Raw genomic sequence first — 21972 nt, forward strand, 5'->3', positions numbered from 1 at the left:
GTACAGCTTTATTCCTTCTTCCCAGTCCCCAGTCCCTAGTCCTTACGATTAATTCAGAAATCAAATCAGATTGCTATACAACCTTTTTGCCACAATAAAGTCAGGATGTGTATACCCTTGTTCCGATCAATTGCCTATGAAACTCTCCCAACTCCGAGCCATAGTTGCAGTAGCAGATTGTGGTAACTTTAGTGAAGCAGCCTTAGAATTGCAGCTTTCCCAACCTGCAATTAGTCATGCGATCGCCACCCTAGAAGAAGAATTAGGTGTGCCATTATTTGCTAGAGGTCGTCACGGTGCTGTGCTAACACCTGCTGGAGAGCGCATTTTGTATCATGCGCGTCAAGCAATGCAGCATCTAGAGATGATGCAACACGAAGCAAACCTGCATAAAGGTTTACACGGTGGTCATGTGCGAATTGCGGCTTTTCGGAGCGTTGCTACTCATTTATTACCAAAAGCGATCGCTCAATTTCACAATCAATTCCCAGAAATTGCTGTCACAATCATAGAGTGTGCTGCTTTTACGGATGTAGAGCAGTGTTTGCATGATGGACGTGCCGATATTGGTATTACCTGTCTGCCAACTGGTGAAGAATTTGAAACCTGGGAAATTTTTCGGGATGAGTATGTAGCTTTACTACCACCAGATAGCAAAATTAGCAGTCCGCAAATTACTTGGGAAGACATAGCAGCCTATCCGCCGGTTTTGCTTCCTTGTACACCTTGCGGACGTATTCTTCACAACCACCTAAAGACTTTCGCAATTCCAATCAATACTGCTACCGACATTCAAGAAGATTCCACAGTTGTTAGTATGGTGAATCAAGGACTGAGAGCAGCTATTATGCCTCGTTTAGCAGCTGTACCCATTCCCCCAAAGGTGCAAGTATACAGTTTACCTGCACCCCTCGAAAGAGTTATTGCAACTGCAACTTTATCTAATGCTCTGCAAATACCTGCGGTATTCACCTTTTTAGAAATGTTGAGTAAATTTGATTTTTATAGTTTAGCTAAATTCACTTATTGAACGCATACAAATTACGAATTACGAATTACGAATTACGAATTACTTAAACCGATGCCTCCTTTAGCGAATTCTTCAACGGTTTTTTGGGAGAATTCATGAGTTGCGATCGCCTGCAACATTGCCAATGGTAAAGTTAAATGATCCGCACCAGCTTGCAACGATGCGGCTGCTTCTTCAGGAGATTTGATACTAGCTGCCAAGATTTCCGTATCACTACCTTTGAGTACGCTAGCCATATCCCGCACTAAGGCAATACCATCACCTAACAATCGGGTAGCTCGATTTACATAAGCTATGGCAATTTTAGCTCCTGCTTCCCGTGCTACTGCTGCCTGTGCTGCACTATAAATCGCTGTCACCGAACAGATAATTTCTGGTGATAGACTCGCCACTACTTCAAACCCTAACGGTGTTGCGGGAATCTTTAAAATTGTTTGCGAACCAATAATCTCGAAAGCCTTTCTACCTTCAGCTAGCATCCCAGCTTTATCAGATGCCATAAGTTGATAGTATAACGGCCCATTTGTCAAGGCAACCAGTTTTTTGAGTGTGGTTTCTGGTGGAGTATCGCTTTGAGATAACAAAGTGGGATTTGTTGTAATACCTTTTACCCATCCCCAAAGCTTAACAACTTCAGCTTCCGATGCGATCGCGGAGTCTAGATATAGTGCCATACTTAATTCCTCCCTTTTCCTACCTGCATTTCTCCTGCTATACACCCTACATCGTTCAGAAGCTTTGCACTGATATTTCTGCCAATCCCTATTAGATAAGCATTTTACCTGTTTATTCTATACTTTTTTAAATACCTACCCTTAAAAACTACTACCCATTCCCTTTTCCTTAAGAAATGCATCAAATGTCAACCTACCCGGTAGCGAAGTTTGTGCGCCTGGTTTTGTCGCTGTCAAAGCACCTGCTGCTGCACCCCAAACAACTGCTTGATGTAAGGAAAGTCCTTCAAAAAGTGCCGCCGCTAAACCACCATTAAAAGCATCGCCTGCGGCTACTGTGTCAACTGCATGAACTGAAAACGCAGGTACAAAAAACTTTTCTTCAGCAGTGGCACAAAAAACACCTTTAGCACCCAGTTTGACGATCGCACATTTCACACCCCGTTGCAATAAAACCGCAGCTGCTTTAGCGGCTTGTTCCTCACCATTCACAGGAAAACCTACCAATTGCGCTGCTTCAACTTCATTCGGTGTAATAATGTCTACCAATGGATACAATTCATCTGGTAAATTAGATTGTGCGGGTGCGGGGTCAAAAATCACTTTTATGTTTGCACCTTTTGCGGCTTTAGCAGCAGCAATCACGGCAGTAATCGGAATTTCTAGTTGTAAAAGTAGTGCTGTAGCTGCTGGTAATAAGTGGAATAATCGCTCTACATCTTCTTGATTGACACGCCCATTTGCACCTGGAATGACGACAATTTGATTTTCACCAGTCTGACTCACGGTGATAATAGCGACTCCAGAACTAACAGTTTCATCCACAAAAATGTTATCAGTCTGCACACCAGATGTTTGCAAATTGTTAACAAGTTCCTTACCGAAATCATCTGCACCTACACGCCCCACAATCTGGGTAGGAATGCCCAATTTTGCTAATGCTACGGCTTGATTGGCTCCTTTCCCTCCCGAAACTTTAAAAAAGTCTTCTCCTAGTAACGTTTCTCCTGCAACTGGCAACCGGGGTGTTGTTGCTACCAAGTCTATGTTGATGCTGCCGAAAACGATAATACTCATGATGCTGATTTTTATTAATAATATTACAGGATGCGATGTCTATGGCGGGCTACGCCTACGCAAATATGTAAGTAAATTAGGGTTACGTGAAACGCCCGAAACGACCAATTATCATAATTTACATCATGCTTAGTTTGTACAGTGCTTAAGTGGTAAACTCCTTTAACCCTTTCGGTGGTGTTGCTGATTAGATGTATGAATTTTTTTGTAGAAAGGTAAAATCATTGTGGTAAAAGTGTAAACGCTACGGACACTTGCTTCTCTTTTCTGACACACCGTGAAATTTTTCACCAATAACTGGGAACCATATAACCATTGTTTTAATGGTTGTCTTATTAGGAGTAGGTTATGACATTCAAAATTCTCAGTTTAGATGGTGGTGGAATTCGTGGTGTAGTTTCAGTACAAATGCTCAAAGAGGTTGAAAGTCGAATCCAAGCAACTTACGGCTTAGAATTACACCAATACTTTGACATGATTACTGGTACTTCTACTGGTTCAATTATTGCTGCGGGACTGGCGAAAGGCTTAAACACAACTCAACTGCTGAAACTATATGAAACAAAAGCCGAGCAAATCTTCCCGCAGCCAAGGAATTTTGAAAAACCCTGGCGATTTGTCAGAAATATATTTTCACCTAAATATTCTCATGATGGATTAGAGAAAGCTCTGGAAGATGAATCTGCTTTAGGTGAGACTAAAATTGGCGAAATTACGAATACTATATTGTTGATTCTCGCCTATGATATGCGTTATCGCAACACAACTTTTTTCACCAATTTACATCCTGATTTAGGTGCTCGCTGGTACGATGGAATTCCACTAAAAGATATATGTATTAGTTCGGCATCAGCGCCAACTTTCTTCCCTCCACGCGAGTTAAAAGCATCTAACGAACAGGTATTTGGTAAATGGTCATTCCCTCATATTGATGGTGGAGTTTGTGCTAATAATCCATCCTTGGCAGCAATTAGTCAAGCTTTAAAAGTGAGTCGTTCTCCTAAATTATCACTAAAAGACAAGAAAAAATATAATTTAGAAAATCTTAAACTAGAGGACATTTCTGTACTTTCTATCGGTACGGGTAGAAGCGCCAACCCATTTGAATATGAACAAATAAAAAAATGGCACACGTTAAACTGGGTAGAGCGGCTAGTGGATGTGTTCATGGAACCAACAGGTGAAATAAATAGTACGATTTGTCAAAACATCCTTGGAGGTTTCGAGTCAGGGCACTACCTCCGATTGGATTTTGATTTGAATGAAAGATACAAACCCTTAGCAAATGAAGATTATAAAATGACTCGTACTCTCATAGAAAAAAAATATCAAAGGAAAAATCAGTACTTAGTTCAAGCTGTAAATACAAACTTAAAAGAATACAATGATGATTGCATAGTTCAGAATATCCGTGTAAATGAAGAGATGGATGATTCCAGCAATAAAAATATTAAAACTTTGATCGCTGCGGCTCAAGCTTTCATTGATATTGGTTTGATTTATGATTCTAGAGTGTATGGTAAAGGGCCGAAAGTAAAAGATGCAATCGAACAATTTATAAAAGTCAATCCTATTACCCAGGCAACTACGAATCAGACAGAGGCTTTATCAGTCTGATACAATGCTGAATTATTTGTAAGAAACTAGATATCTGACTTCTAAAACAAGTCAGATATCTGTGGCTTACAATTCTCGCAAATTAAATCGGATTGTTATACAAACAAAACTTGTTATTAGGCGATCGCAGCAACAGTTGGCTCGCTGTTATATGACTCCTATTTGATTTTTGAAATATACTTAGGTTGCCCACTAATAACTGGTGTTAGCCTTTGCAAAACTTGCTTCAACACCATTACCGTCCAATCTATATCAGCTTCAGTCGTATCACGCCCCAATGTGATGCGAATTCCACCCAAGGCAGCTTTTTCGGAATAACCCATCGCTAACAATATTGGACTAGGGCTAAGTTTACCACTGTGACAAGCAGCACCAGCACTGATACCGATGCCAGCAAGGTTTAGCTGTCGCACCAAGGCTTTACCGCTGAGTTTTTTTCCGTCGGCGTTTTCTAAGCACATACTGACATGGTGGGGTAAACGATCGCAAGTATCCCCTGTAGGAATTAAACCAGGAATCTCAGCTAATTGGGCAAAAGCGCGATCGCGTAATTCAATTAATCGTGGTGTTTCTGTAGCTAATTCTTCGGCTGCTAATTCTGCTGCTACACCAAATCCGGCAATTATCGGTACTGCTTGTGTACCAGAACGCAGTCCCATTTCTTGTCCACCACCACCCAGCAAGGGCATTAACTCCACACTAGGACGCACATACAACGCCCCTACACCTTGCGGCCCATATATTTTATGACTGGAAAGGCTAAGTAAGTCTACAGGTAGTTGTTGCACATCTATGGGTAAGCGTCCCGCAGCTTGCACCGCATCTGTATGGAACAAAGCACCATGCGATCGCACAATTTTACCCAGTTCTGCGATCGCTTGCACAGTCCCAACTTCACTTTGACCGTAAATTATAGAAACTAAGGCTGTGTTATGTCGCAACGCCGCCTTTAAATCCAAGGGGTTGACTCTGCCTTTAACATTTACAGACAAGCGCGTAACTTCCCAACCCGACATTTCTAGCAACCGCACTGTTTCAGAAATTGCGGAATGCTCAACACTGGAGATAATTATATGTTGAGGTACAGCATACAACCGAGCTACACCCATAATTGCTAGATTATTTGCCTCAGTGCCACCAGAAGTAAAAACGATCGATTCAGGAGTGGCGGCGTTAATTAAACCAGCAACTTGGACTCTGGCTTGTTCTACAACCATTGCCGCCCGTTGTCCCCACTCATGTAAGCTGGAAGGATTGCCCCACTGTTGAGTGAGGACTGTTTGCATAACTGCGATCGCTTCTTTTCGAGTCGGAGTAGTGGCGCTGTAATCTAGATAAATTTGCATATAACCGATAATGGTGAGAACACACGTTGGTGATAGACTGCCGATCTTGCCAGCAGATACAGTTTTAGTGGACAAATCCTGAAAAAATATCTGTAATTCTACATCTAGTAGCGGCTTTTTTCCTGTACTTGGAAAGCTATTTCTCTACTTAATTCCGAACGCAAAATTTTGGGAATGATAAATATGTCCACTCCCAATCCACTTTTAACAGATTACAGTGCAACTTATTTCTAGACCAAGATATTTTTTATATATCTTTTTACTGATATTTTCCCTCGCTGGTTGTCAACGAGTCCAGTCATTTAATCAGCGTCCAGCACCCTTACCACAAGACCCCTTAGTTCGAGTTTACTTTAACCATTCTGAGTCTTCAGAATACCAAGAAGCTTACCGTCAGCAAACTCGCCTTGGGGATGATTTAGAAAAACAGATTGTCGATGCTATTGTGCAAGCTAAATCTACAGTAGATGTGGCGGTACAAGAATTACGTTTGCCCAAAGTTGCCCAAGCATTGGCTGATAGACAAAAAGCTGGGGTAAAAGTCAGGATAATTTTAGAAAATACCTATAGCCGACCTTGGAGTAGCTTAACATCTGCCGAAGTAGGTAAGTTAGATAAAAGAGAACAGGAACGTTACAACGAATTTCGCAAATTTATCGATCTTAACCAAGATAATCAACTCAGTCCAGGCGAAATCAATCAAAGAGATGCTTTGATAATTTTGCAGAATGCCCAAATTCCCTGGCTAGATGATCGAGCCGATGGTTCAGCAGGTAGCAGCTTGATGCATCATAAATTTGTGATTGTGGACAATCGCCTCGTAATTATCACTTCAGCTAATTTTACATTAAGTGATACTTCTGGTGATTTTACAAATCTTAGTAGTTTAGGCAATGCCAATAACTTATTGCAGATTGACAGCCCGGAATTAGCTGCTTTATTTACAGAAGAGTTTAATGTTATGTGGGGAGACGGCCCAGGAGGTCAGCCGGATAGTCAATTTGGTTTGAAAAAACCGATGCGTTTACCTAAAGTTATTTCTTTAGGTAACACCAAAATTACTGTGCAATTTTCGCCTACTTCTCCAACTCAACTTTGGAGTAACAGTAGTAATGGTTTAATTGGTAAAACTTTAGATTCAGCAACCAAATCTATTGACATGGCGTTATTTGTTTTTTCCGAACAGCCTCTTGCCAATATTTTAGAAAAACGCCATCAACAAAGCGTGCAAATTCGCGCTTTAATTGAACCACAATTTGCCTACCGTCCTTACAGCGAAGCCTTAGATATGATGGGGGTTGCTCTTAGTAACAAATGTAAATATGAAGTTGACAATCATCCTTGGTCAAATCCAATTACTACCGTAGGTGTACCTGTATTACCCAAAGGCGATTTATTGCATCACAAATTTGCTGTTATTGATAGTCAAACAGTAATTACAGGTTCTCATAATTGGTCAGATGCCGCCAATAATGGCAACGATGAGACGCTTGTAACGATCGAAAATCCGGTAGTTGCTGCCCATTATGTGCGAGAATTTGCTCGTCTTTATGCCAAAGTAAAACCAGGCTTACCACCAGCAATTCAACAAAAAATTAAATTAGAACAAACACGATGTCCTCAATTGAAGAAGGCAGAAGGCAGAGGGCAGAAGGAACAATTTATATCTTTACAAGACTTAGGAAAAGTTCCAGGAGTGAGTGCTAGAACTTTAGAAAAATGGAGCGTAGGCGATAGCCCGTCGTAGACATCGCGTGACTTTGTAAGGCGTACAGCTAGCTGTACATCCCTACAACGAGTATTCTACCTAGTTAAAAACATCTAAGATTACACAAATACCATATTTAAATTTGGCTGCTACCTAAACTAAGCAAACTACGGAAACGCCCATTCTGAGAAAATCGTTCTGCTATTATCTGTTGATAAGCCGCCTCATAGCCATCAGTCATGTGCTCAACGCTAAAAAGATTTTCGACATGCCGGTGACAGGCATAGCGGTCTAACTCTGTTACCCGATCGATCGCACTGATGCACTCTTGAATATTATTGCAGAGGAAACCCGTCTTACCGTGGGAAATTACCTCTTCAGTAGAACCCAATTTCATCGCAATCACTGGCGTACCGGAAGCCATTGACTCTACCATCACCAATCCAAAGGGTTCCCGCCAAGTGATGGGGAACAGAGTTGCTACTGCACCTCCCATTAGAGCATTTTTTTGCTCGTGGTTGGCTTCACCTAAATACTGAATTTGCTCGCCGTCAATATGTGGTTTGATTTCCTTCTCAAAGTATTCCACATCAACGACATCCACCTTACCCGCCATTTTTAAATGCCAACCAGCAAGTTTTGCAATTTCTATGGCTAAATGCACTCCCTTGTCTGGAGACATCCGACCTAAAAATGCTAGGTAAGGAGGATCTTCTGGTTGGGAGTGAAACTCATAACTCCTAACATCAATCCCGTTGTAAACCGTTGCTATACAGTTCAACCCTAATCTTGGTTCTCGTTGGGAATTGGAAATACTGATATAGGGTTGTTTTTTACCAAAACTAAACATCTTTTCGTTGTCAGGGGTAAAAGTACCGTGCAACGTGTGAACTGTAGGAGTTTTTACTAGATTTGCATAAGACAGTGCCCCATGACCAATATGGGAGTGAATAATATCAAACTCTTCTGCACGTTCATATACCGAAGCTAGATTCAGCATCTCGTAAATGCTGTAATCTTTGATTGTGCGATCGAGTCTGAGAGAGCGGGGATGAACTGAAATTAGTTTTGCCAGACTAATCGAATCTCCCGATGCAAATAAAGTTACTTCGTGTCCGCGCCGGACTAATTCATCAGTCAGTAACCCTACTACTAACTCTATGCCACCATAAGCTGGAGGTGGAACTCTTTCCCACAGTGGAGCTACTTGAGCAATTCGCATCATAAACCTCCTAACAAATAAAACTTGAATTAGAAGTTTGTTCTTTCTGTTGTTGTAGTGCTTTTTATTGATTCACTTTGCATCAGAAATTAACTTCAGATACTAAACTTATTAACAATTATCTTTAAATCCTAAGCTTTTACTTCTATATTTTTCATCTATCCTAGTACGGAAATTACACACTCCTCAAGAGGTAAATACACTCTGAATGATGAAGTTTTGATGATTTTGGACAATCTTAAATATATATTTTACTGATAATAAAAAAATTTCTAAAATCGTCAAAATCTCAGATAAATGCTGATATTATGTGAAAAATCTCTGCATCCCTTGTCGTAAGAATTCAGTCCTTCTGAATTCAGGAGCCAGAATACTTAAAGAATCAGGAAAAAACTTGATAAGTAAATGTACGCATAAAGGTTAATAGCGACAGCAAACCCTTTGAGTATATAGGATATAAAAAAGTCCCCAGCTTTAGGTTGCTAGGGACTAATTACTTTCGGCTTGTAAACTGATTTACTGATTTAGCAGTCCGATCGCCATCTCAAGGTGCATCTTCGCTTTGTGCAAGTTTAGTAAACTCTCTTGGTTGTATCGGTCAGGGTAACTCATAGCCTTGCGCTCTAAAGTTATCCGAATTAGTGCCGCTTGTTCATCAGTGGGGGAGTTCATCTCATCTACGACTCCTTCGAGGAATTGAATAACACTAAAGCCTGGTGATTTTAAACCTTTTCCTTGCCTTAATTGCGAGAGTGCTATCTGTGGGAATGCCATCAAGGTAACAATCCAACTAGTTTTGTACCCTCCATTCCCGGTAGGCTTCAATCCGTAACGCCTACATAAGTCTCTCAACTCAGCAGTAGTTTTGATTTCGAGTTCTGACCTTGTGAACATAAAATAGAATTACCCATTTGTAAAAGTGGTATCGGTGGTGAACTGTTTTGACAGACGCGAACACCACCGATTTAAAACTCTATCTATATGTTCACGTATCGTTCAAGCTATATTTACATCTCTCAACAATGCCTAACCCTAAAGGTAATCCAGAAAATTTAAAACCACTTAAGTCTGATAGAGAAGAACCGCTAACACAAAATCTTAATTTTCGTGTCACCGAAAAAATGAAGGAAGAGGTAAAAGCACAAGACGACCCTCCTGAGTTTTGCAGAGAAGCTATTCAGAAAGCACTGGATGAGAAAAAAGGGAAGTAGTGAAAATTTGTTGGAGTTTAGTACAGCAACTTTTCAAAAAAATGAGATTTTTAATTAACTGAAGCCTATTGCAGCTGGTTTAAAAAAATCAGTCAAAAAGACCACTTTTTGAAATAACCGAAAATGCTAAAAATCCCCACCTTTTGGGTAGGGATAGGGCGGTTGTAGAGTTTGGGGTCAAAATGCCCACAAGGCGCGTCCACAATCGCGGTGATAGGGCTTTTAGATTCCCAGTTCACCGTGCTGGGTTCTGAGGTTTCCAAATTATTTGATGGCTTCCAAATTTAATTCTTTTTTTAAGTGTTCTCTTAATTGATCGATAGTACACCACTTTTCCATTAACTTGTCACCAGACAACGATTTAGCACAAGTGTCATACCAACCCCATCTGGCTCGCATTACCTCCCAATCAACAGGAATACTGTCCCAATTCCTCAAATCAGCAGAGCAATCCCTTAAATCAGCAATCCAATCAACCTTAACCCATCGAAAAATCCCCCACGGATGCTTTTCCCATTGAGGTTCATCTTCACTTCCTTCATTCACCAGTTCAACTACGTGTGTTAGGTATCTCTTTTTGCGTCCATCTGGTATTTTTTTTTGATCTCCTGCGGTATCTTTTTTGGATTCATGCGGTACTTGAGAAAGGATGATAAGAGATCCTTTTGGTAATTTACGGGCGTGAGATTCTACTACTGTTGTACTTTCACGTCTTTTAAAGTTCAACTGAAAGTAAGCTCCAATAGGATATTCAGGATACGCCCACTGTTTGTCATCACTTTTGTCAGTGACACTTTTGATATAATCCAGACGATTACAATCCATTATTTCTTACTACTGCCTTGTATCAACTAGACTTTTTTCCATATCTAGTTTGCCCAAACTCTCATAAAAAACTTTGAGGTTTATGTTTGCCCTACCTTGCCAAGTGCAACTGCACGCGTAAAATTCCTTGAATTACCTGTTGTACAGCTTCTTTACTCAAGCTGCCATCTACCCGAACAATTCGTGAGGGATGGGATGCTGCTAAATGTGCATATCCTTGCTGAACGCGGCGATGAAAAGCGATCGTCTCCTGTTCAATGCGGTCTAGTCCTACTTTATCTGAGAGTTTGCGGGACAGTCCGACTTCGACATCGACATCTAGCCAAATAGTTAGGTCGCTTTCTAAACCACCAGTAGCAATATTATTAAGCTGATTGATTAAACTCATGTTCAGACTGCGACCATATCCTTGGTAGGCAATGGTAGAGTCAGTGTAGCGATCGCATAAAATATATTTCCCAGCTTGCAGTTGCGGTTTAAGTTCTTGTTCAACATGTTGCGATCGGTCAGCAGCATACAACAAGAGTTCTGTCACTTCTGCAACTGGCTTGTCCTCTGCCTTTTCTAGTAGCAAGCGGCGAAGATGTACACCTAACTCTGTTCCCCCCGGTTCGCGAGTTACCACCACAGAAACACCGAGACTTTCCAACCACTCAGAACAAAGCTGCATTTGGCTGGTTTTGCCACAGCCTTCCACCCCTTCAAATACAATTAATTTTCCACCCATGCTTTTTTGTTCGCTGCTATAAACTGATTCGCTGACGTTTCATCAGATCAAGAATAGCGCGAAGTGTAAAATTAACCTGCGATCGCAGTTTATGATTCAATACAGTTCAGATAAGACCAAAACACCTGTAGAGACGGCGATTTATCGCGTCTCGAAAACTACGATTTAGTTTCCTGAAAATTACTGTCACTTAAACGGTACAGTATCTCGCCAGCTTTCGGCACAAGCAATATGCCTTCATCCTCTCGGTTAGCCCATTGAGTGGGTTGAATGGTTGCCGGATCGCGATAGTTTAAGTTATGAGCAGCACAGCGTTCAGCAGAAATACTGGTAGCTAAAGTAACGCGAATCCGCGCTTGTTCTCCTTTTATCGGATCAAAAGTACCCATCCCTTTTAAGTGAGTACTATGGGCTAGCACTCCAGCAGGATAGTCTTGGAATTTATGCCACTGTTTGAGAAAGTAATCCCGCACATGATAGCCAATTTGGGATAAAATTTCGCCGTGTGTATAGCTAAACTCGGTAATATGAGGCGCATATATAATTACTTCGCCTCCGTCAGCTACTACTGGCTCTAGCTTGTACATTCCTTTAGCCGCAGTCCAAATATCATCATACATTTGGGGCATGACTGAAAGCACTTGTTTAAAAGGCCGATCTACATATTTAATATGCAGTTTAGCTGATAGTTTTGCAGCAGCTTCCCAAGCTGACTCTGGTTTATCTATATAAAGTCCAGCTAGCTGATTTGTTTTCGGTGCAACCACCATCGCCAAACAAAGTTTTGGGGTAGAAATCAGGTTAGCGGCTCGGTTAATCAAACGCCGGACTGGTGTGATTCCCAGCGTACCAATAATTTCATAACAAGTAATTAAAGCACCTAACCAGTGTGAGAGATTAATTACTTCTTGACCACCAATACCAGGAAAAAAATATTTATTTCCACCAGAAAAACCGACAACTTCGTGGGGAAAAACTGGGCTGCAAATTACAATCAAATCGTATTCTGTTACCAGCTTATTAATCCGCACATCAACTGACTGATGCAGCATTCCACCGCTAATTTCTGCTATCTTGTCTGCCGAAATTACTCCACAATAAATAAAAGTATCTGGCTCATTCCACAGGTGGTTAAATATGCGAACTTTTTTAAAAGTTGTCTGTCGCTCCTCTGGTGTCACTCCTACCAAGTGATTGATTTGTTCTTCACTCATCGGATTATGTGTACCCAGAGCAATCAAAAAATCCAGAGCCGCTACTCTTTGGCTCAACTCCTGATGCAGCAATCGAAACATTTGCGGGATGGGGGCAGTGCGGGTACTATCTGGAATTAACACCAAGATGCGCTGTCCATCAAACTTAGGGTCTGCTAAAGCTTGATGAACTAGCCCGGAAACTTGCTCATCTGAAAGTGTTCCGTTATTTACAGCCAGTGAATACATGACATTATTAAACTCCACTGTAGATACTAAATCCACCATCTACCGGCACAACTACCCCGTTGATGAAACTAGAACCAGAACTACATAACCAGATTAAGGTGCTGAGTAATTCATCTGGTTTCCCGAAACGTCCGGCGGGGGTATGGTCAATAATTTTTTGTCCGCGTTCGGTCAAACTACCATCTGCATTTAGGAGTAAATCTCGATTTTGTTCACCAATAAAAAAACCTGGTGCGATCGCATTTACTCGCATTCCATCACCATACTTTTGGGCGAGTTCTACGGCTAGCCAACGAGTAAAGTTATCTATCCCCGCTTTTGCAGCTGAGTAGCCAACCACGCGGCTAATCGCTCGAATGGCAGACATAGAAGAAATATTCACAATGCAACCGTGGGGTTGACTTCTTTCCACCATTGCTTGACCAAAAACCTGACAAGGTAGTAAAGTGCCAACTAAGTTGAGGCTAACTACTTCCTCAAAAGCAACGCGAGGCATATCAAAAATAGTTGCATCAGGAGAAACTGTGGCAGCCGGAATATTACCGCCAGCCATATTTACCAAGATATCTATTTCACCCCAACGCTGTATAATAACATCCCTAGCGATTTCTAATTGAGAGCGATCGCTAACATCTGCCACCACAGCCATACTTTCTCCACCGTTAGCAGTAATCTCAGCCACCACCGCCCCCGCCCTGACTTCATTACGACCCAAAACCACCACTCGCGCTCCAGCCAGAGCCAAACCCTTTGCCATAGCCCCACCAAGCACACCAGAACCACCAGTAACTACCGCAACCCGCTCCTTCAAACTAAAAAGTTTACTTAAAATCAAAATGATTCCCCCACTTAGTAAAATTCTCTGCGTACCTCCGCGCTTCCCTTCGCGTCCCTTTGCGTTTCAATTCCCCTCAAACTTATAAGCAACCTTAGCGAGGTCATAAGCTAAAGCACGAGCCATACCATACCCTTCCTCCTCCTCAACCAATCCCCGTGCGACCAATCCAGCCAACCAATTACAAGCTACCCGTCGCCAGACATGATGACGAGCCGGAATCGAAACAAAAGCCCGTGTATCATCATTAAATCCAGCAGTATTATAAATTCCCGCAGTTTCCATTACCTGATTGAAATAACGCTCCATACCATTTACGCTGTCGTGAAACCACCAAGGCGGCCCGAGCAATACACTGGGATAATGACCAGCTAACGGAGCCATCTCGCGGCTATAAGTGCTTTCATCCATGCCAAAAATGATTAAATGGAAGCGGCGATCGCTACCGTAAGCTGATAACAATGGGCGTAGATTGTGAGTCCATTCGATTTTTACGGGAATATCAGCACCTTTATCAGCGCCAAATTTCTCAAATAAAGCTGGGTTATGATTACGCATCACACCACAATGCATTTGCATCACTAACCCATCTTCCACACTCATCCGCGCCATTTCCATGAAGATATGACCGGTAAAATGTTCTACATCACCTAAATTCAGCTTACTGGCTAATGCTCTCGCAAAGATAGCTTCAACTTCTTGGTCAGAAAGGCGTGTGGTATAAGGTGTAGCTGCACCTTGATCGGTAGCTGTCGCACCCATTTTTTTAAAGAAAGCTCGACGTTCTTCTAAAGCTTCTACAAAATTGGCATAAGTATTAATTTCTCTACCAATAGTGCTTTCCAACTTGGAAAGATTTTCGCGCCAACCAGGAGCATCCAGGTTAACTACTGCATCAGGGCGAAAAGTTGGTCTAATTTGAGTAAAACCTTCTTCGTGGAGCGATCGCTGATTCTCTAGGTTATCACTGGCGGCATCGGTAGTACAAAGCACTTCAATATTAAAGCGTTTGAATAAAGCACGCGGGGAAAACTCCGGTGAGGCTAACAAACCTTCTAGATAATCATAGATACGTCCAGCATTGCAAGAATTTAAAGGTTCATCCACCCCAAAGACGTTAGTTAGTTCCTCTTTCAGCCACAACCCTGACGGAGTACCTTGGAATAGATAAAAATGGTCGGCGAACAATTGCCAGATTTTACGGTGGTCGGTTTCTGCTGGCGAACCATCATTGCTTGGTATGCCCAAAGCTTGCAGAGATACGCCCCGACTATAGAGCATCCGCAAAAGGTAGTGGTCAGGGATAATCAGTAATTCTGTGGGCGAACCAAAACGGGCTGCGGGATTAGCTAACAAAGCTGGATCTACGTGTCCGTGTGGGCAAACTAGAGGTAACGCAGATATACTGTCAAAAAATTGATGAGCTAATCGTCTTTGAACTGGTTCAGGAGAAAAGCAGCGATCGGGAGATAAACCCAGTTTTTTAGTTAACATAATTTTTGTATAAAATGTTTTAAATTTTAAATTGTTAATAATGCTGCACTACTACCACGCTCTAGTAGAAAAGGAGATAAAACGAGGTTTTCCACAGTTTTTTCTTCTATTAAATCGAGTAACATTTGCATGGCATAGCCACCAATTTCCAACATTGGCTGACTAATTGTGGTCAGCGGTGGCGTAACGTAACCGCCCAAAGCAATACCATCAAATCCAACGAGGCTTAAATTTCGCGGTACTAAAATACCTAATTCTTGGCAAGCTAACAGAGCGCCAACCGCCACCATATCGTTGTAACAAAATATGCCTGTAACTTCCGCAGTCAATAGTTTAGATAGCATATTTTGTCCGGTGTTTACGTCGCTGGTTCTGGTATTATATTCGTCACTAATTGAAACCCAATCAGTATTTTGTGGGATACCAGCTTCTGCAAGGGCCATTTGATATCCTTCTAGGCGCTGCTGGTTCGACCGACTGCGATCGCCTACACCCAAATAACCAATAGCCGTGTGTCCTAAACTAATTAGATGCTCTGTCGCTAATTTAGCACCTAAGCGATCGTCTATTGCAACTGAATGAAATATTTCTGATTGGTCTTCAGTTTGACTATTAATTAGAACTGTTGGTACAGCAATTTGTGTGAGTTGTTTAGTATGCTGTTTACTAATTCGCGAGTCAGCTATTAAAATCCCGTCTACCCTGCGGCGATGAAAAGTATCAATAGCTGCCATTTCCTCCTCAAAATCTCGGTGTGAAGCACTCAACAAAACACTCAAACCTGCTGGTTTGGCTATCTTCTCGATTCCCTCTACCACCTCAGCGTAAAAGGGATCTGAAATTGAAGTTACTACTACACCAATAGTATTAGTACGTTTATTTTGCAAGCTTTGAGCAATAGCATTTGGCACATAACTCATCTCCTCTGCCAGTCGCTTAATTTCTTCTCGCACTTTCGGGCTAATGAGAGCATTATCTCGCAAAGCGCGTGAAACTGTAGAATGAGAAACCCCTGCTCTGCGGGCAATATCTTCAATTGAAATTCTTCGTTTATTCATTATTTTAGGTTTTAAATATTGCACACGTGTGCATTTGTATGTATTATAGAAAATAATCGTCATTTGTCAAGAGATTTGAATACAACTCACATTTTGCATGGCAAGGAGTTAAAAATCCTCACTCTCACCTCCGTCAATGATTACAACTACAAGTTACAAATTACAAATTCCGAATTAGTTGAACTTTTATTAAGAAAAAAATGATTATTATCGTCATGGGTGTATCTGGTTCGGGAAAAACCACCATCGGAAAACTACTAGCAAACTCCTTAGAATGTGAATTTAGCGACGCTGATACTTTCCACTCGCCAGAAAATGTTGAGAAAATGCGGCGCGGTATCCCTCTGAGTGAAGAGGACAGAATACCTTGGTTACAAGATTTGCAAACAGCCATCAAGCATTGGTTGCAAGAAAATAAAAATGTAGTGCTGGCGTGTTCGGCTTTAAAAAATAGCTATCGGCAATTTTTGGTAGTGAATAGCGATGGCATCAAGCTAGTTTACCTCAAAGGGTCTTACGAGTTGATTCAAATGCGGTTAAAAAAGCGTAGCAATCATTACATGAGTGAAAAACTACTCAATAGTCAGTTTTATACACTTGAAGAACCAGTAGATACTCTATCTATGGATGTTGCACAGCCACCCCAGATAATTGTCCAAAACATTAGAACTGCTTTAGAAATTTAGCTGAGTGGTGACAACCGTAATATTAAGATTAATCACGTATCTAGGAAAACACGAATTTTTGGCAACTAAATCACATCAGATGTAAGTCTAAAAAAATATAAAAGCAAGCAGATAACTGTAATGGTAGGAGAAAAGTAGTGTTTATAAGATTAGCGCAACAGCATCAGGAATTCGTCCAAGACTTGGTAATGAACCTGCAAGCCTTGACAATTATACTTGAGCGGCATGGCTATACTGCGTCTTGTTATACATGCGGCGAGCAAATGAACAGTGCTTCATTTATGGTTAGCCTGAAAGAAAAGCACCTGATTCGGTTTTTAGTGTCTGATTACGGAATTACTTGGATGGAATTGTGGGACGATCGCGAATTAATGAAGTTGGAGGGTGCAGAAGCGATAAACCAGCTACAAGAGTTGGCTAATATTGTCAAGGATTCCACTGTCATACAATTAATAAAATAGTTAACGACTCCCTTGGCTGAGTTCGATAAAAAATTAACAGAGGTTTTGCACGCGTGTGTAAAACAAAAGAGAAGCTTATATATAATCAAAGGCTTGTGTACGCGTATACACAAGCCTTTTCAAAAATCTATCCAACACAAAAATCAGCTATAGAGGCGTAGCAATATGCCGACGCTGGGCGATTGGGTGCTGTGGTACAAGGTTGTCGCTACCCAGAAGGCATCAAAGTCTCTGAGAATTAATTAGCGATCGCATCAGTGCTTCGTCTTAACTCCGATCCAAGCAGATTGGATAAAACACTGGAAGAAATAAATTAACGTGAGTTCGACGAGTGCTATTTTGACCTCTCCCCCAGCCCCTCTCCTACCAGGAGAGGGGAGCAAAAACCCTCCTTACTTGTTACTCCTCCCTCTCCTAAAAGGAGAGGGAGGCTGGGAGGAAGAGGTCTGTCGAACTCAGGTTGAATTATGCACAGGTATGCAAAGACGAAATGAAACTTAACACCTATTTTTGCACACGTGTGCAAAAATAATAAATAAGTCTAATACAGGTTTTGCACACCTGTGCATAATAGAGTGCGAAAGTACGATTTAACAAATACAATATCGACAACTAGGAAGATATGTCTCAAACTCTAAATAATGCCATTGCTCAAGTTCAAAACAATCCCTTACGTTCGCTAGAAGAATGGGAAGAAGACTTACTAAATCGCTATCCCAATCCAGATAACATCGTTAAAGAAGGTAAAACCACCGAAGAGTACAGGAATTACGAAACTACTATTAGATATACGGTAAAAGAGTTTTATCGGTTAAATCATATTAATCAAACATATAATTTTGTCCTTCAAAAAGAAAAAGAATTTTTAAAGTTTGATAAAAAAGAAATGTCTGTTTGGGATGCGGTCGAATTTTTGAATCAATTAGTTGATGATTCCGATCCTGATACAGACATGGATCAGTTACAGCATCTATTGCAAACATCAGAAGCGATTCGCGCTGATGGTCATCCTGACTGGATGGTACTTACTGGCTTCTTTCACGATATGGGGAAAGTGCTTTGTCTGTTTGGTGAACCTCAATGGGCTACCGTAGGGGATACTTATCCTGTAGGTTGTGCATTTTCTAATAAAATTGTTTTCTCAGAATTCTTTAAAGAAAATCTTGATTATAATAACCCCGATTACAACACTAAATATGGCATTTACGAGCCTAACTGTGGATTAAGTAATGTACATATATCATGGGGGCATGATGAGTATTTTTATCAGATGATGAAAAACTATTTGCCCGAACCTGCATTGTATATGCTTCGCTATCACTCATTTTATCCTCAACATCGTGAAAATGCCTATGAGCATTTGATGGATAAACACGATCGAGAAATGTTTAAATGGGTACGTTTATTCAATCCCTACGATTTGTATTCCAAAAACCCTATTCCTCCTGATTGGCAGAAATTAAAACCATACTATGAAGATTTGGTGGCTAAATATTTACCGACAACATTAAAGTTTTAAACTGCTAGAAGAATTTGTAATCTTCTATTTTGGGGAGATAAAATAAGAACAAGAATTGATATGCAAACTTTTTTTATCCCTAATCAAGCTTACAAATATCATCTTGTTTACTCTTTTATTGCCTGCATATGAAAGAAGAGCAATAACAAACAAATACACTTGTCAAGCTGATGAAAGTTGATTTTAAAAATCTAACCAAAGGATGTTTACATTTTCCGAAATTTCGCACTAACAATCAAAAAACTCTCTACTCTAATAGTATCTTTTCTGAAAAAGATTGATTGAGAAATGTTAACGTTTTTAACATCAATCCTAATATTGAATAGCCTAACTTATCCAAATACTTTGGAATAAAGACTTTGGGTTCTATCGAGAGATTTAAAACCTTTTATATTTGTAAAGTTCGATAAACAAAAATAATTTTTGCACTGGATCGGGATAAAATGAAAAAAGTCAAAATAAATAAAGATTGACAACTTTAATAATACTAATTTTTGGAATTTTCACTTAAAAGCTGTTTTCAGGCTATGCACTACAAAGTCATTTCACCAAAAGAATGTGAGTATTTTAAGTAGTGTAATGTTCGTAATTCTGCTTTAAAAATAACCCATTTTGTTTTGTGAAACTAATAGCAATAACTCCACTACTTCCAAATCCAATACCTTTGGAGTTTAAATTGCAAAAGCTAGTAGTATCACTAGGTTAGGTCTAAGTTTTTAAGACTTAGTTTATCTTGCGATCGCCTTTCTCAAATTAAATCAGTTGTTAGAAATAGATGAATATGAAAAGAATTTTGCTCATAGCTGGTATATTAGGTTTTGTGGTTGTTGGTTGTACAAATGGCGCTCATAATGACAACACTGCTACTAATACTACTAACAAGGCTACTAATATCAGTGCAGAGAGTCTTAGTACTTTAAATAGAAAATTGCAAACAATCGGTGTAGCTTTGGGTGATTTAGGCAATCCTTTCTATAATGCTGTGCAGAAGGGGGCCGAAACAGAAGCCCAAAAAATCGGAGGGAATATCAGAGTTAATGCAGTTTCCAGTGCCTTTGACCTAAATCAACAAACCAATCAAATCGAAAATTTTACGGCTGCAAATACTGACCTAATTATCCTCAGCGCTGTTGATAAAAAAGGAGTTAAACCAGTTATTGACCAAGCAAGGCTTGCAGGTAGGGTTGTGATTGCATTAGATTCAGCCGTTGATGCAGATGTGGATGCGATGATTAGTTCCAACAATACCCAAGCTGGTGAAGTTGCTTGCCAATATATTGCCGATCGCCTCAAAGGTCAAGGTAGTGTAGTCATCCTCAACGGTACTCCAATGGACTCAATCAATCAGCGAGTGAGTGGCTGTGAGAAATCATTGTCTAAATATCCGAATATTAAACTCATCTCTAAAGAGCAAAACGCTGAAGGGACTAGGGATGGAGGACTGAGAGTCATGAGCGATTTGCTGACAACCTTTCCGAAAATTGATGCCGTTTTTGCTACGAACGATCAAAGCGGTGTTGGTGCAGATTTAGCAGCTAGACAAGCAAGACGCAATGAATTTTTTATTGTTGGGGTTGACGGATCGCCAGATGCAACCAAAGCAATGGAAGATAAGGATGGTGTATTTGCTGCAACTGCGGCTCAAAATCCCGCAGGGATGGCTGAAAAAGCGGTTCAGATTGGCAACGATATCATTCAGGGTAAAAAACCTGAGTCATCTGAGATTCTAATTCCAGTCAAGTTGGTTACTAGAGAGAACCTCAGCAGCTATCAAGGCTGGTAATTTGTAATGACGCTCTCTACGAGACGCTAAAAGCGAACGAAGACTCGCTAACGCTACGCTAACGTAATTCGTAATTACAAAACACACAAAAGGCTTGATACAGGAAGATTAGAACATTTTACCCTGTTTTTTAGTACGTCGTTTTCAAATTTGTGTAAGTCAGAATGACTTGTAGGAGATATATGAATGTGAAAAAGATTGCGTTCACCTCTGGCGTTACGCGAAGCGTAATTACAGCTAGCTTATTAAGTATCATCAGTGGCAGTCTTATCGGCTGTACAAATGGTTCTCCCGATGACAACACAGCTACTAACATTGATACTCAACCTGCTACGAATATTAGTGCAGAAACTAAAACCGCCACTGGGAATAGAAAGTTGCGATCGGTTGCCTTCACTGTTGGCGATCTGAGTAACCCTTTCTTCGTCGTTATGGGACAAGCAGTTGAGGCAGAAGCGAAGAGAATTGGCGGAAAAGATGTCAATGTTATTATAGCTTCCAGTGCTTATGACCTTAATCAACAAGCCAACCAAATTGAAAATTTTACTGCTGCAAATACTGATGTTATTGTTTTAAACGCTGCTGATAAAAGTGGAATTAGACCAATAGTTGAAAGAGCAAAAAAAGCAGGTGAAATTGTTATTGCCGTAGACACAGGTGCAGAGGGAGGTGTGGATGCCACCATCACAACTAATAATGTCCAAGCTGGAGAAGTTAGTTGCAAATATATTGCCGATCGCCTCAAGGGTAAAGGCAATGTAGTAATAGTTAACGGGCCGCCGGTGGACTCAGTAATTCAGCGAGTTAGTGGCTGCGAAAATGTATTATCCAAATATCCCAATATCAAAATCCTCTCTAAAAACCAGAATGCAGATGGTAGCCGGGATGGAGGACTGAGAGTTATGACTGATTTGCTCACAACCTTTCCGAAGATTGATGCTGTTTTTGCCATTAACGATCCGAGTGGACTTGGTGCAGAACTAGCAGCAAAGCAAGCACAACGTAAAGATTTCTTTATTGTAGGAGTTGATGGTGCGCCAGAAGCAATAACTGCGATCGCCAATAAAGATGGTTTATATGCAGCAACTGCTACTCAAAATCCACGAGGGATGGCCCAAAAAGCAGTTCAGGTTGGAAATGACATTTTAAATGGTAAGAAACCTGCTAATCCAACCATTCTGATTCCAGTTAAGTTGATCGCAAAAGATAACGTCAGTACAGAAAAAGGCTGGGAGTAATAAAAATTATGAATTTGCA

The 21972-nt window shown here is 40.7% G+C and carries 20 protein-coding genes; 9 read left to right on the forward strand and 11 right to left on the reverse strand.

What is annotated here, in order from left to right:
- The first annotated feature begins 136 nt into the window (after window positions 1–136).
- A complete protein-coding gene (locus tag RMZ42_RS13595; protein WP_322671895.1) occupies window positions 137–1030 on the forward strand; it encodes a LysR family transcriptional regulator in 894 nt (297 codons plus the stop codon).
- A 32-nt stretch (window positions 1031–1062) separates the two neighbouring features.
- Here RMZ42_RS13595 and RMZ42_RS13600 read toward each other — a convergent pair whose 3' ends face one another.
- Together RMZ42_RS13600 and rbsK are read right to left on the reverse strand one after the other, a co-directional pair.
- A complete protein-coding gene (locus RMZ42_RS13600; RefSeq protein ID WP_322671896.1) occupies window positions 1063–1704 on the reverse strand; it encodes a transaldolase family protein in 642 nt (213 codons plus the stop codon).
- A gap of 141 nt (window positions 1705–1845) precedes the next feature.
- Complete coding sequence (gene rbsK, locus RMZ42_RS13605; protein ID WP_322671897.1) at window positions 1846–2781, reverse strand: ribokinase; 936 nt, start codon at window positions 2779–2781, stop codon at window positions 1846–1848.
- Window positions 2782–3129: 348 nt separating this feature from the next.
- Here rbsK and RMZ42_RS13610 point away from each other — a divergent pair, with 348 nt between their 5' ends.
- Window positions 3130–4398, forward strand: a complete 1269-nt coding sequence (locus RMZ42_RS13610; protein ID WP_322671898.1) for a patatin-like phospholipase family protein — start codon at window positions 3130–3132, stop codon at window positions 4396–4398.
- 158 nt (window positions 4399–4556) lie between these two features.
- Here the strand turns inward: RMZ42_RS13610 and RMZ42_RS13615 are convergent, their stop codons facing one another.
- Complete coding sequence (locus RMZ42_RS13615; protein WP_322671960.1) at window positions 4557–5744, reverse strand: cysteine desulfurase family protein; 1188 nt, start codon at window positions 5742–5744, stop codon at window positions 4557–4559.
- Between the two features lie 217 nt (window positions 5745–5961).
- Here RMZ42_RS13615 and RMZ42_RS13620 point away from each other — a divergent pair, with 217 nt between their 5' ends.
- The gene (locus RMZ42_RS13620; RefSeq protein ID WP_322671899.1) at window positions 5962–7491 is read left to right on the forward strand and encodes a phospholipase D-like domain-containing protein; all 1530 of its coding nucleotides are present in this window, start codon (window positions 5962–5964) and stop codon (window positions 7489–7491) included.
- Window positions 7492–7588: 97 nt separating this feature from the next.
- Here RMZ42_RS13620 and RMZ42_RS13625 read toward each other — a convergent pair whose 3' ends face one another.
- The gene (locus RMZ42_RS13625) at window positions 7589–8674 is read right to left on the reverse strand and encodes a glycosyltransferase family 4 protein (RefSeq protein ID WP_322671961.1); all 1086 of its coding nucleotides are present in this window, start codon (window positions 8672–8674) and stop codon (window positions 7589–7591) included.
- Between the two features lie 516 nt (window positions 8675–9190).
- Window positions 9191–9568: a hypothetical protein gene (locus RMZ42_RS13630; RefSeq protein WP_322671900.1), complete on the reverse strand. Its 378-nt coding sequence runs from the start codon at window positions 9566–9568 to the stop codon at window positions 9191–9193.
- 128 nt (window positions 9569–9696) lie between these two features.
- On the opposite strand from RMZ42_RS13630, the gene RMZ42_RS13635 reads away from it, so the two are divergent.
- Window positions 9697–9885: a hypothetical protein gene (locus RMZ42_RS13635; protein WP_094353117.1), complete on the forward strand. Its 189-nt coding sequence runs from the start codon at window positions 9697–9699 to the stop codon at window positions 9883–9885.
- A 264-nt stretch (window positions 9886–10149) separates the two neighbouring features.
- On the opposite strand, the gene RMZ42_RS13640 is transcribed toward RMZ42_RS13635, so the two are convergent.
- From RMZ42_RS13640 to RMZ42_RS13665, 6 genes are all read right to left on the reverse strand, one after another.
- Complete coding sequence (locus tag RMZ42_RS13640; RefSeq protein WP_322671901.1) at window positions 10150–10710, reverse strand: hypothetical protein; 561 nt, start codon at window positions 10708–10710, stop codon at window positions 10150–10152.
- 91 nt (window positions 10711–10801) lie between these two features.
- Window positions 10802–11437 carry a dTMP kinase gene (gene tmk / locus RMZ42_RS13645; protein ID WP_322671902.1) on the reverse strand — a complete coding sequence of 212 codons (636 nt, stop codon included), beginning with the start codon at window positions 11435–11437 and terminating at the stop codon, window positions 10802–10804.
- Window positions 11438–11595: 158 nt separating this feature from the next.
- On the reverse strand, window positions 11596–12918 hold the full coding sequence (locus RMZ42_RS13650; RefSeq protein ID WP_322671903.1) for a lactate racemase domain-containing protein: 1323 nt from the start codon (window positions 12916–12918) through the stop codon (window positions 11596–11598).
- Window positions 12887–13714 (reverse strand): SDR family oxidoreductase, encoded by an 828-nt coding sequence (locus RMZ42_RS13655; RefSeq protein ID WP_322671904.1) that lies wholly within the window; start codon window positions 13712–13714, stop codon window positions 12887–12889. The genes RMZ42_RS13650 and RMZ42_RS13655 overlap by 32 nt, the downstream gene beginning before the upstream one ends.
- A 66-nt stretch (window positions 13715–13780) precedes the next feature.
- Window positions 13781–15208 (reverse strand): glucuronate isomerase, encoded by a 1428-nt coding sequence (gene uxaC / locus RMZ42_RS13660; RefSeq protein ID WP_322671905.1) that lies wholly within the window; start codon window positions 15206–15208, stop codon window positions 13781–13783.
- Between the two features lie 26 nt (window positions 15209–15234).
- A complete protein-coding gene (locus RMZ42_RS13665) occupies window positions 15235–16266 on the reverse strand; it encodes a LacI family DNA-binding transcriptional regulator (RefSeq protein WP_322671906.1) in 1032 nt (343 codons plus the stop codon).
- A 200-nt stretch (window positions 16267–16466) separates the two neighbouring features.
- Between RMZ42_RS13665 and RMZ42_RS13670 the strand changes: the two genes are divergently transcribed.
- The 5 genes from RMZ42_RS13670 to RMZ42_RS13690 all read left to right on the forward strand — a co-directional run bounded on the left by RMZ42_RS13670 (window position 16467) and on the right by RMZ42_RS13690 (window position 21953).
- Window positions 16467–16952 (forward strand): gluconokinase, encoded by a 486-nt coding sequence (locus RMZ42_RS13670; RefSeq protein ID WP_322671907.1) that lies wholly within the window; start codon window positions 16467–16469, stop codon window positions 16950–16952.
- 137 nt (window positions 16953–17089) lie between these two features.
- The gene (locus RMZ42_RS13675) at window positions 17090–17413 is read left to right on the forward strand and encodes a DUF1815 family protein (RefSeq protein WP_322671908.1); all 324 of its coding nucleotides are present in this window, start codon (window positions 17090–17092) and stop codon (window positions 17411–17413) included.
- Window positions 17414–18035: 622 nt separating this feature from the next.
- Window positions 18036–18932: an inositol oxygenase family protein gene (locus tag RMZ42_RS13680; protein WP_322671909.1), complete on the forward strand. Its 897-nt coding sequence runs from the start codon at window positions 18036–18038 to the stop codon at window positions 18930–18932.
- A gap of 781 nt (window positions 18933–19713) precedes the next feature.
- Complete coding sequence (locus RMZ42_RS13685) at window positions 19714–20715, forward strand: ABC transporter substrate-binding protein (RefSeq protein ID WP_322671910.1); 1002 nt, start codon at window positions 19714–19716, stop codon at window positions 20713–20715.
- A 182-nt stretch (window positions 20716–20897) separates the two neighbouring features.
- The gene (locus tag RMZ42_RS13690) at window positions 20898–21953 is read left to right on the forward strand and encodes an ABC transporter substrate-binding protein (RefSeq protein ID WP_322671911.1); all 1056 of its coding nucleotides are present in this window, start codon (window positions 20898–20900) and stop codon (window positions 21951–21953) included.
- The last annotated feature ends 19 nt before the right edge of the window (window positions 21954–21972 follow it).

Source organism: Nostoc sp. DedQUE05, assembly GCF_034530955.1.
Taxonomy (GTDB): Bacteria; Cyanobacteriota; Cyanobacteriia; order Cyanobacteriales; family Nostocaceae; genus Nostoc.

Excerpts from the sequence above, each read along its gene's own strand:
- RMZ42_RS13595 (WP_322671895.1), top strand. The coding sequence starts at position 137 with ATGAAACTCTCCCAACTCCGAGCCATAGTTGCAGTAGCAGATTGTGGT.
- RMZ42_RS13600 (WP_322671896.1), bottom strand. The coding sequence starts at position 1,704 with ATGGCACTATATCTAGACTCCGCGATCGCATCGGAAGCTGAAGTTGTT.
- rbsK (WP_322671897.1), bottom strand. The coding sequence starts at position 2,781 with ATGAGTATTATCGTTTTCGGCAGCATCAACATAGACTTGGTAGCAACA.
- RMZ42_RS13610 (WP_322671898.1), top strand. The coding sequence starts at position 3,130 with ATGACATTCAAAATTCTCAGTTTAGATGGTGGTGGAATTCGTGGTGTA.
- RMZ42_RS13615 (WP_322671960.1), bottom strand. The coding sequence starts at position 5,744 with ATGCAAATTTATCTAGATTACAGCGCCACTACTCCGACTCGAAAAGAA.
- RMZ42_RS13625 (WP_322671961.1), bottom strand. The coding sequence starts at position 8,674 with ATGCGAATTGCTCAAGTAGCTCCACTGTGGGAAAGAGTTCCACCTCCA.
- RMZ42_RS13630 (WP_322671900.1), bottom strand. The coding sequence starts at position 9,568 with ATGTTCACAAGGTCAGAACTCGAAATCAAAACTACTGCTGAGTTGAGA.
- RMZ42_RS13635 (WP_094353117.1), top strand. The coding sequence starts at position 9,697 with ATGCCTAACCCTAAAGGTAATCCAGAAAATTTAAAACCACTTAAGTCT.
- RMZ42_RS13640 (WP_322671901.1), bottom strand. The coding sequence starts at position 10,710 with ATGGATTGTAATCGTCTGGATTATATCAAAAGTGTCACTGACAAAAGT.
- tmk (WP_322671902.1), bottom strand. The coding sequence starts at position 11,437 with ATGGGTGGAAAATTAATTGTATTTGAAGGGGTGGAAGGCTGTGGCAAA.
- RMZ42_RS13650 (WP_322671903.1), bottom strand. The coding sequence starts at position 12,918 with ATGGTGGATTTAGTATCTACAGTGGAGTTTAATAATGTCATGTATTCA.
- uxaC (WP_322671905.1), bottom strand. The coding sequence starts at position 15,208 with ATGTTAACTAAAAAACTGGGTTTATCTCCCGATCGCTGCTTTTCTCCT.
- RMZ42_RS13665 (WP_322671906.1), bottom strand. The coding sequence starts at position 16,266 with ATGAATAAACGAAGAATTTCAATTGAAGATATTGCCCGCAGAGCAGGG.
- RMZ42_RS13670 (WP_322671907.1), top strand. The coding sequence starts at position 16,467 with ATGATTATTATCGTCATGGGTGTATCTGGTTCGGGAAAAACCACCATC.
- RMZ42_RS13680 (WP_322671909.1), top strand. The coding sequence starts at position 18,036 with ATGTCTCAAACTCTAAATAATGCCATTGCTCAAGTTCAAAACAATCCC.
- RMZ42_RS13685 (WP_322671910.1), top strand. The coding sequence starts at position 19,714 with ATGAAAAGAATTTTGCTCATAGCTGGTATATTAGGTTTTGTGGTTGTT.
- RMZ42_RS13690 (WP_322671911.1), top strand. The coding sequence starts at position 20,898 with ATGAATGTGAAAAAGATTGCGTTCACCTCTGGCGTTACGCGAAGCGTA.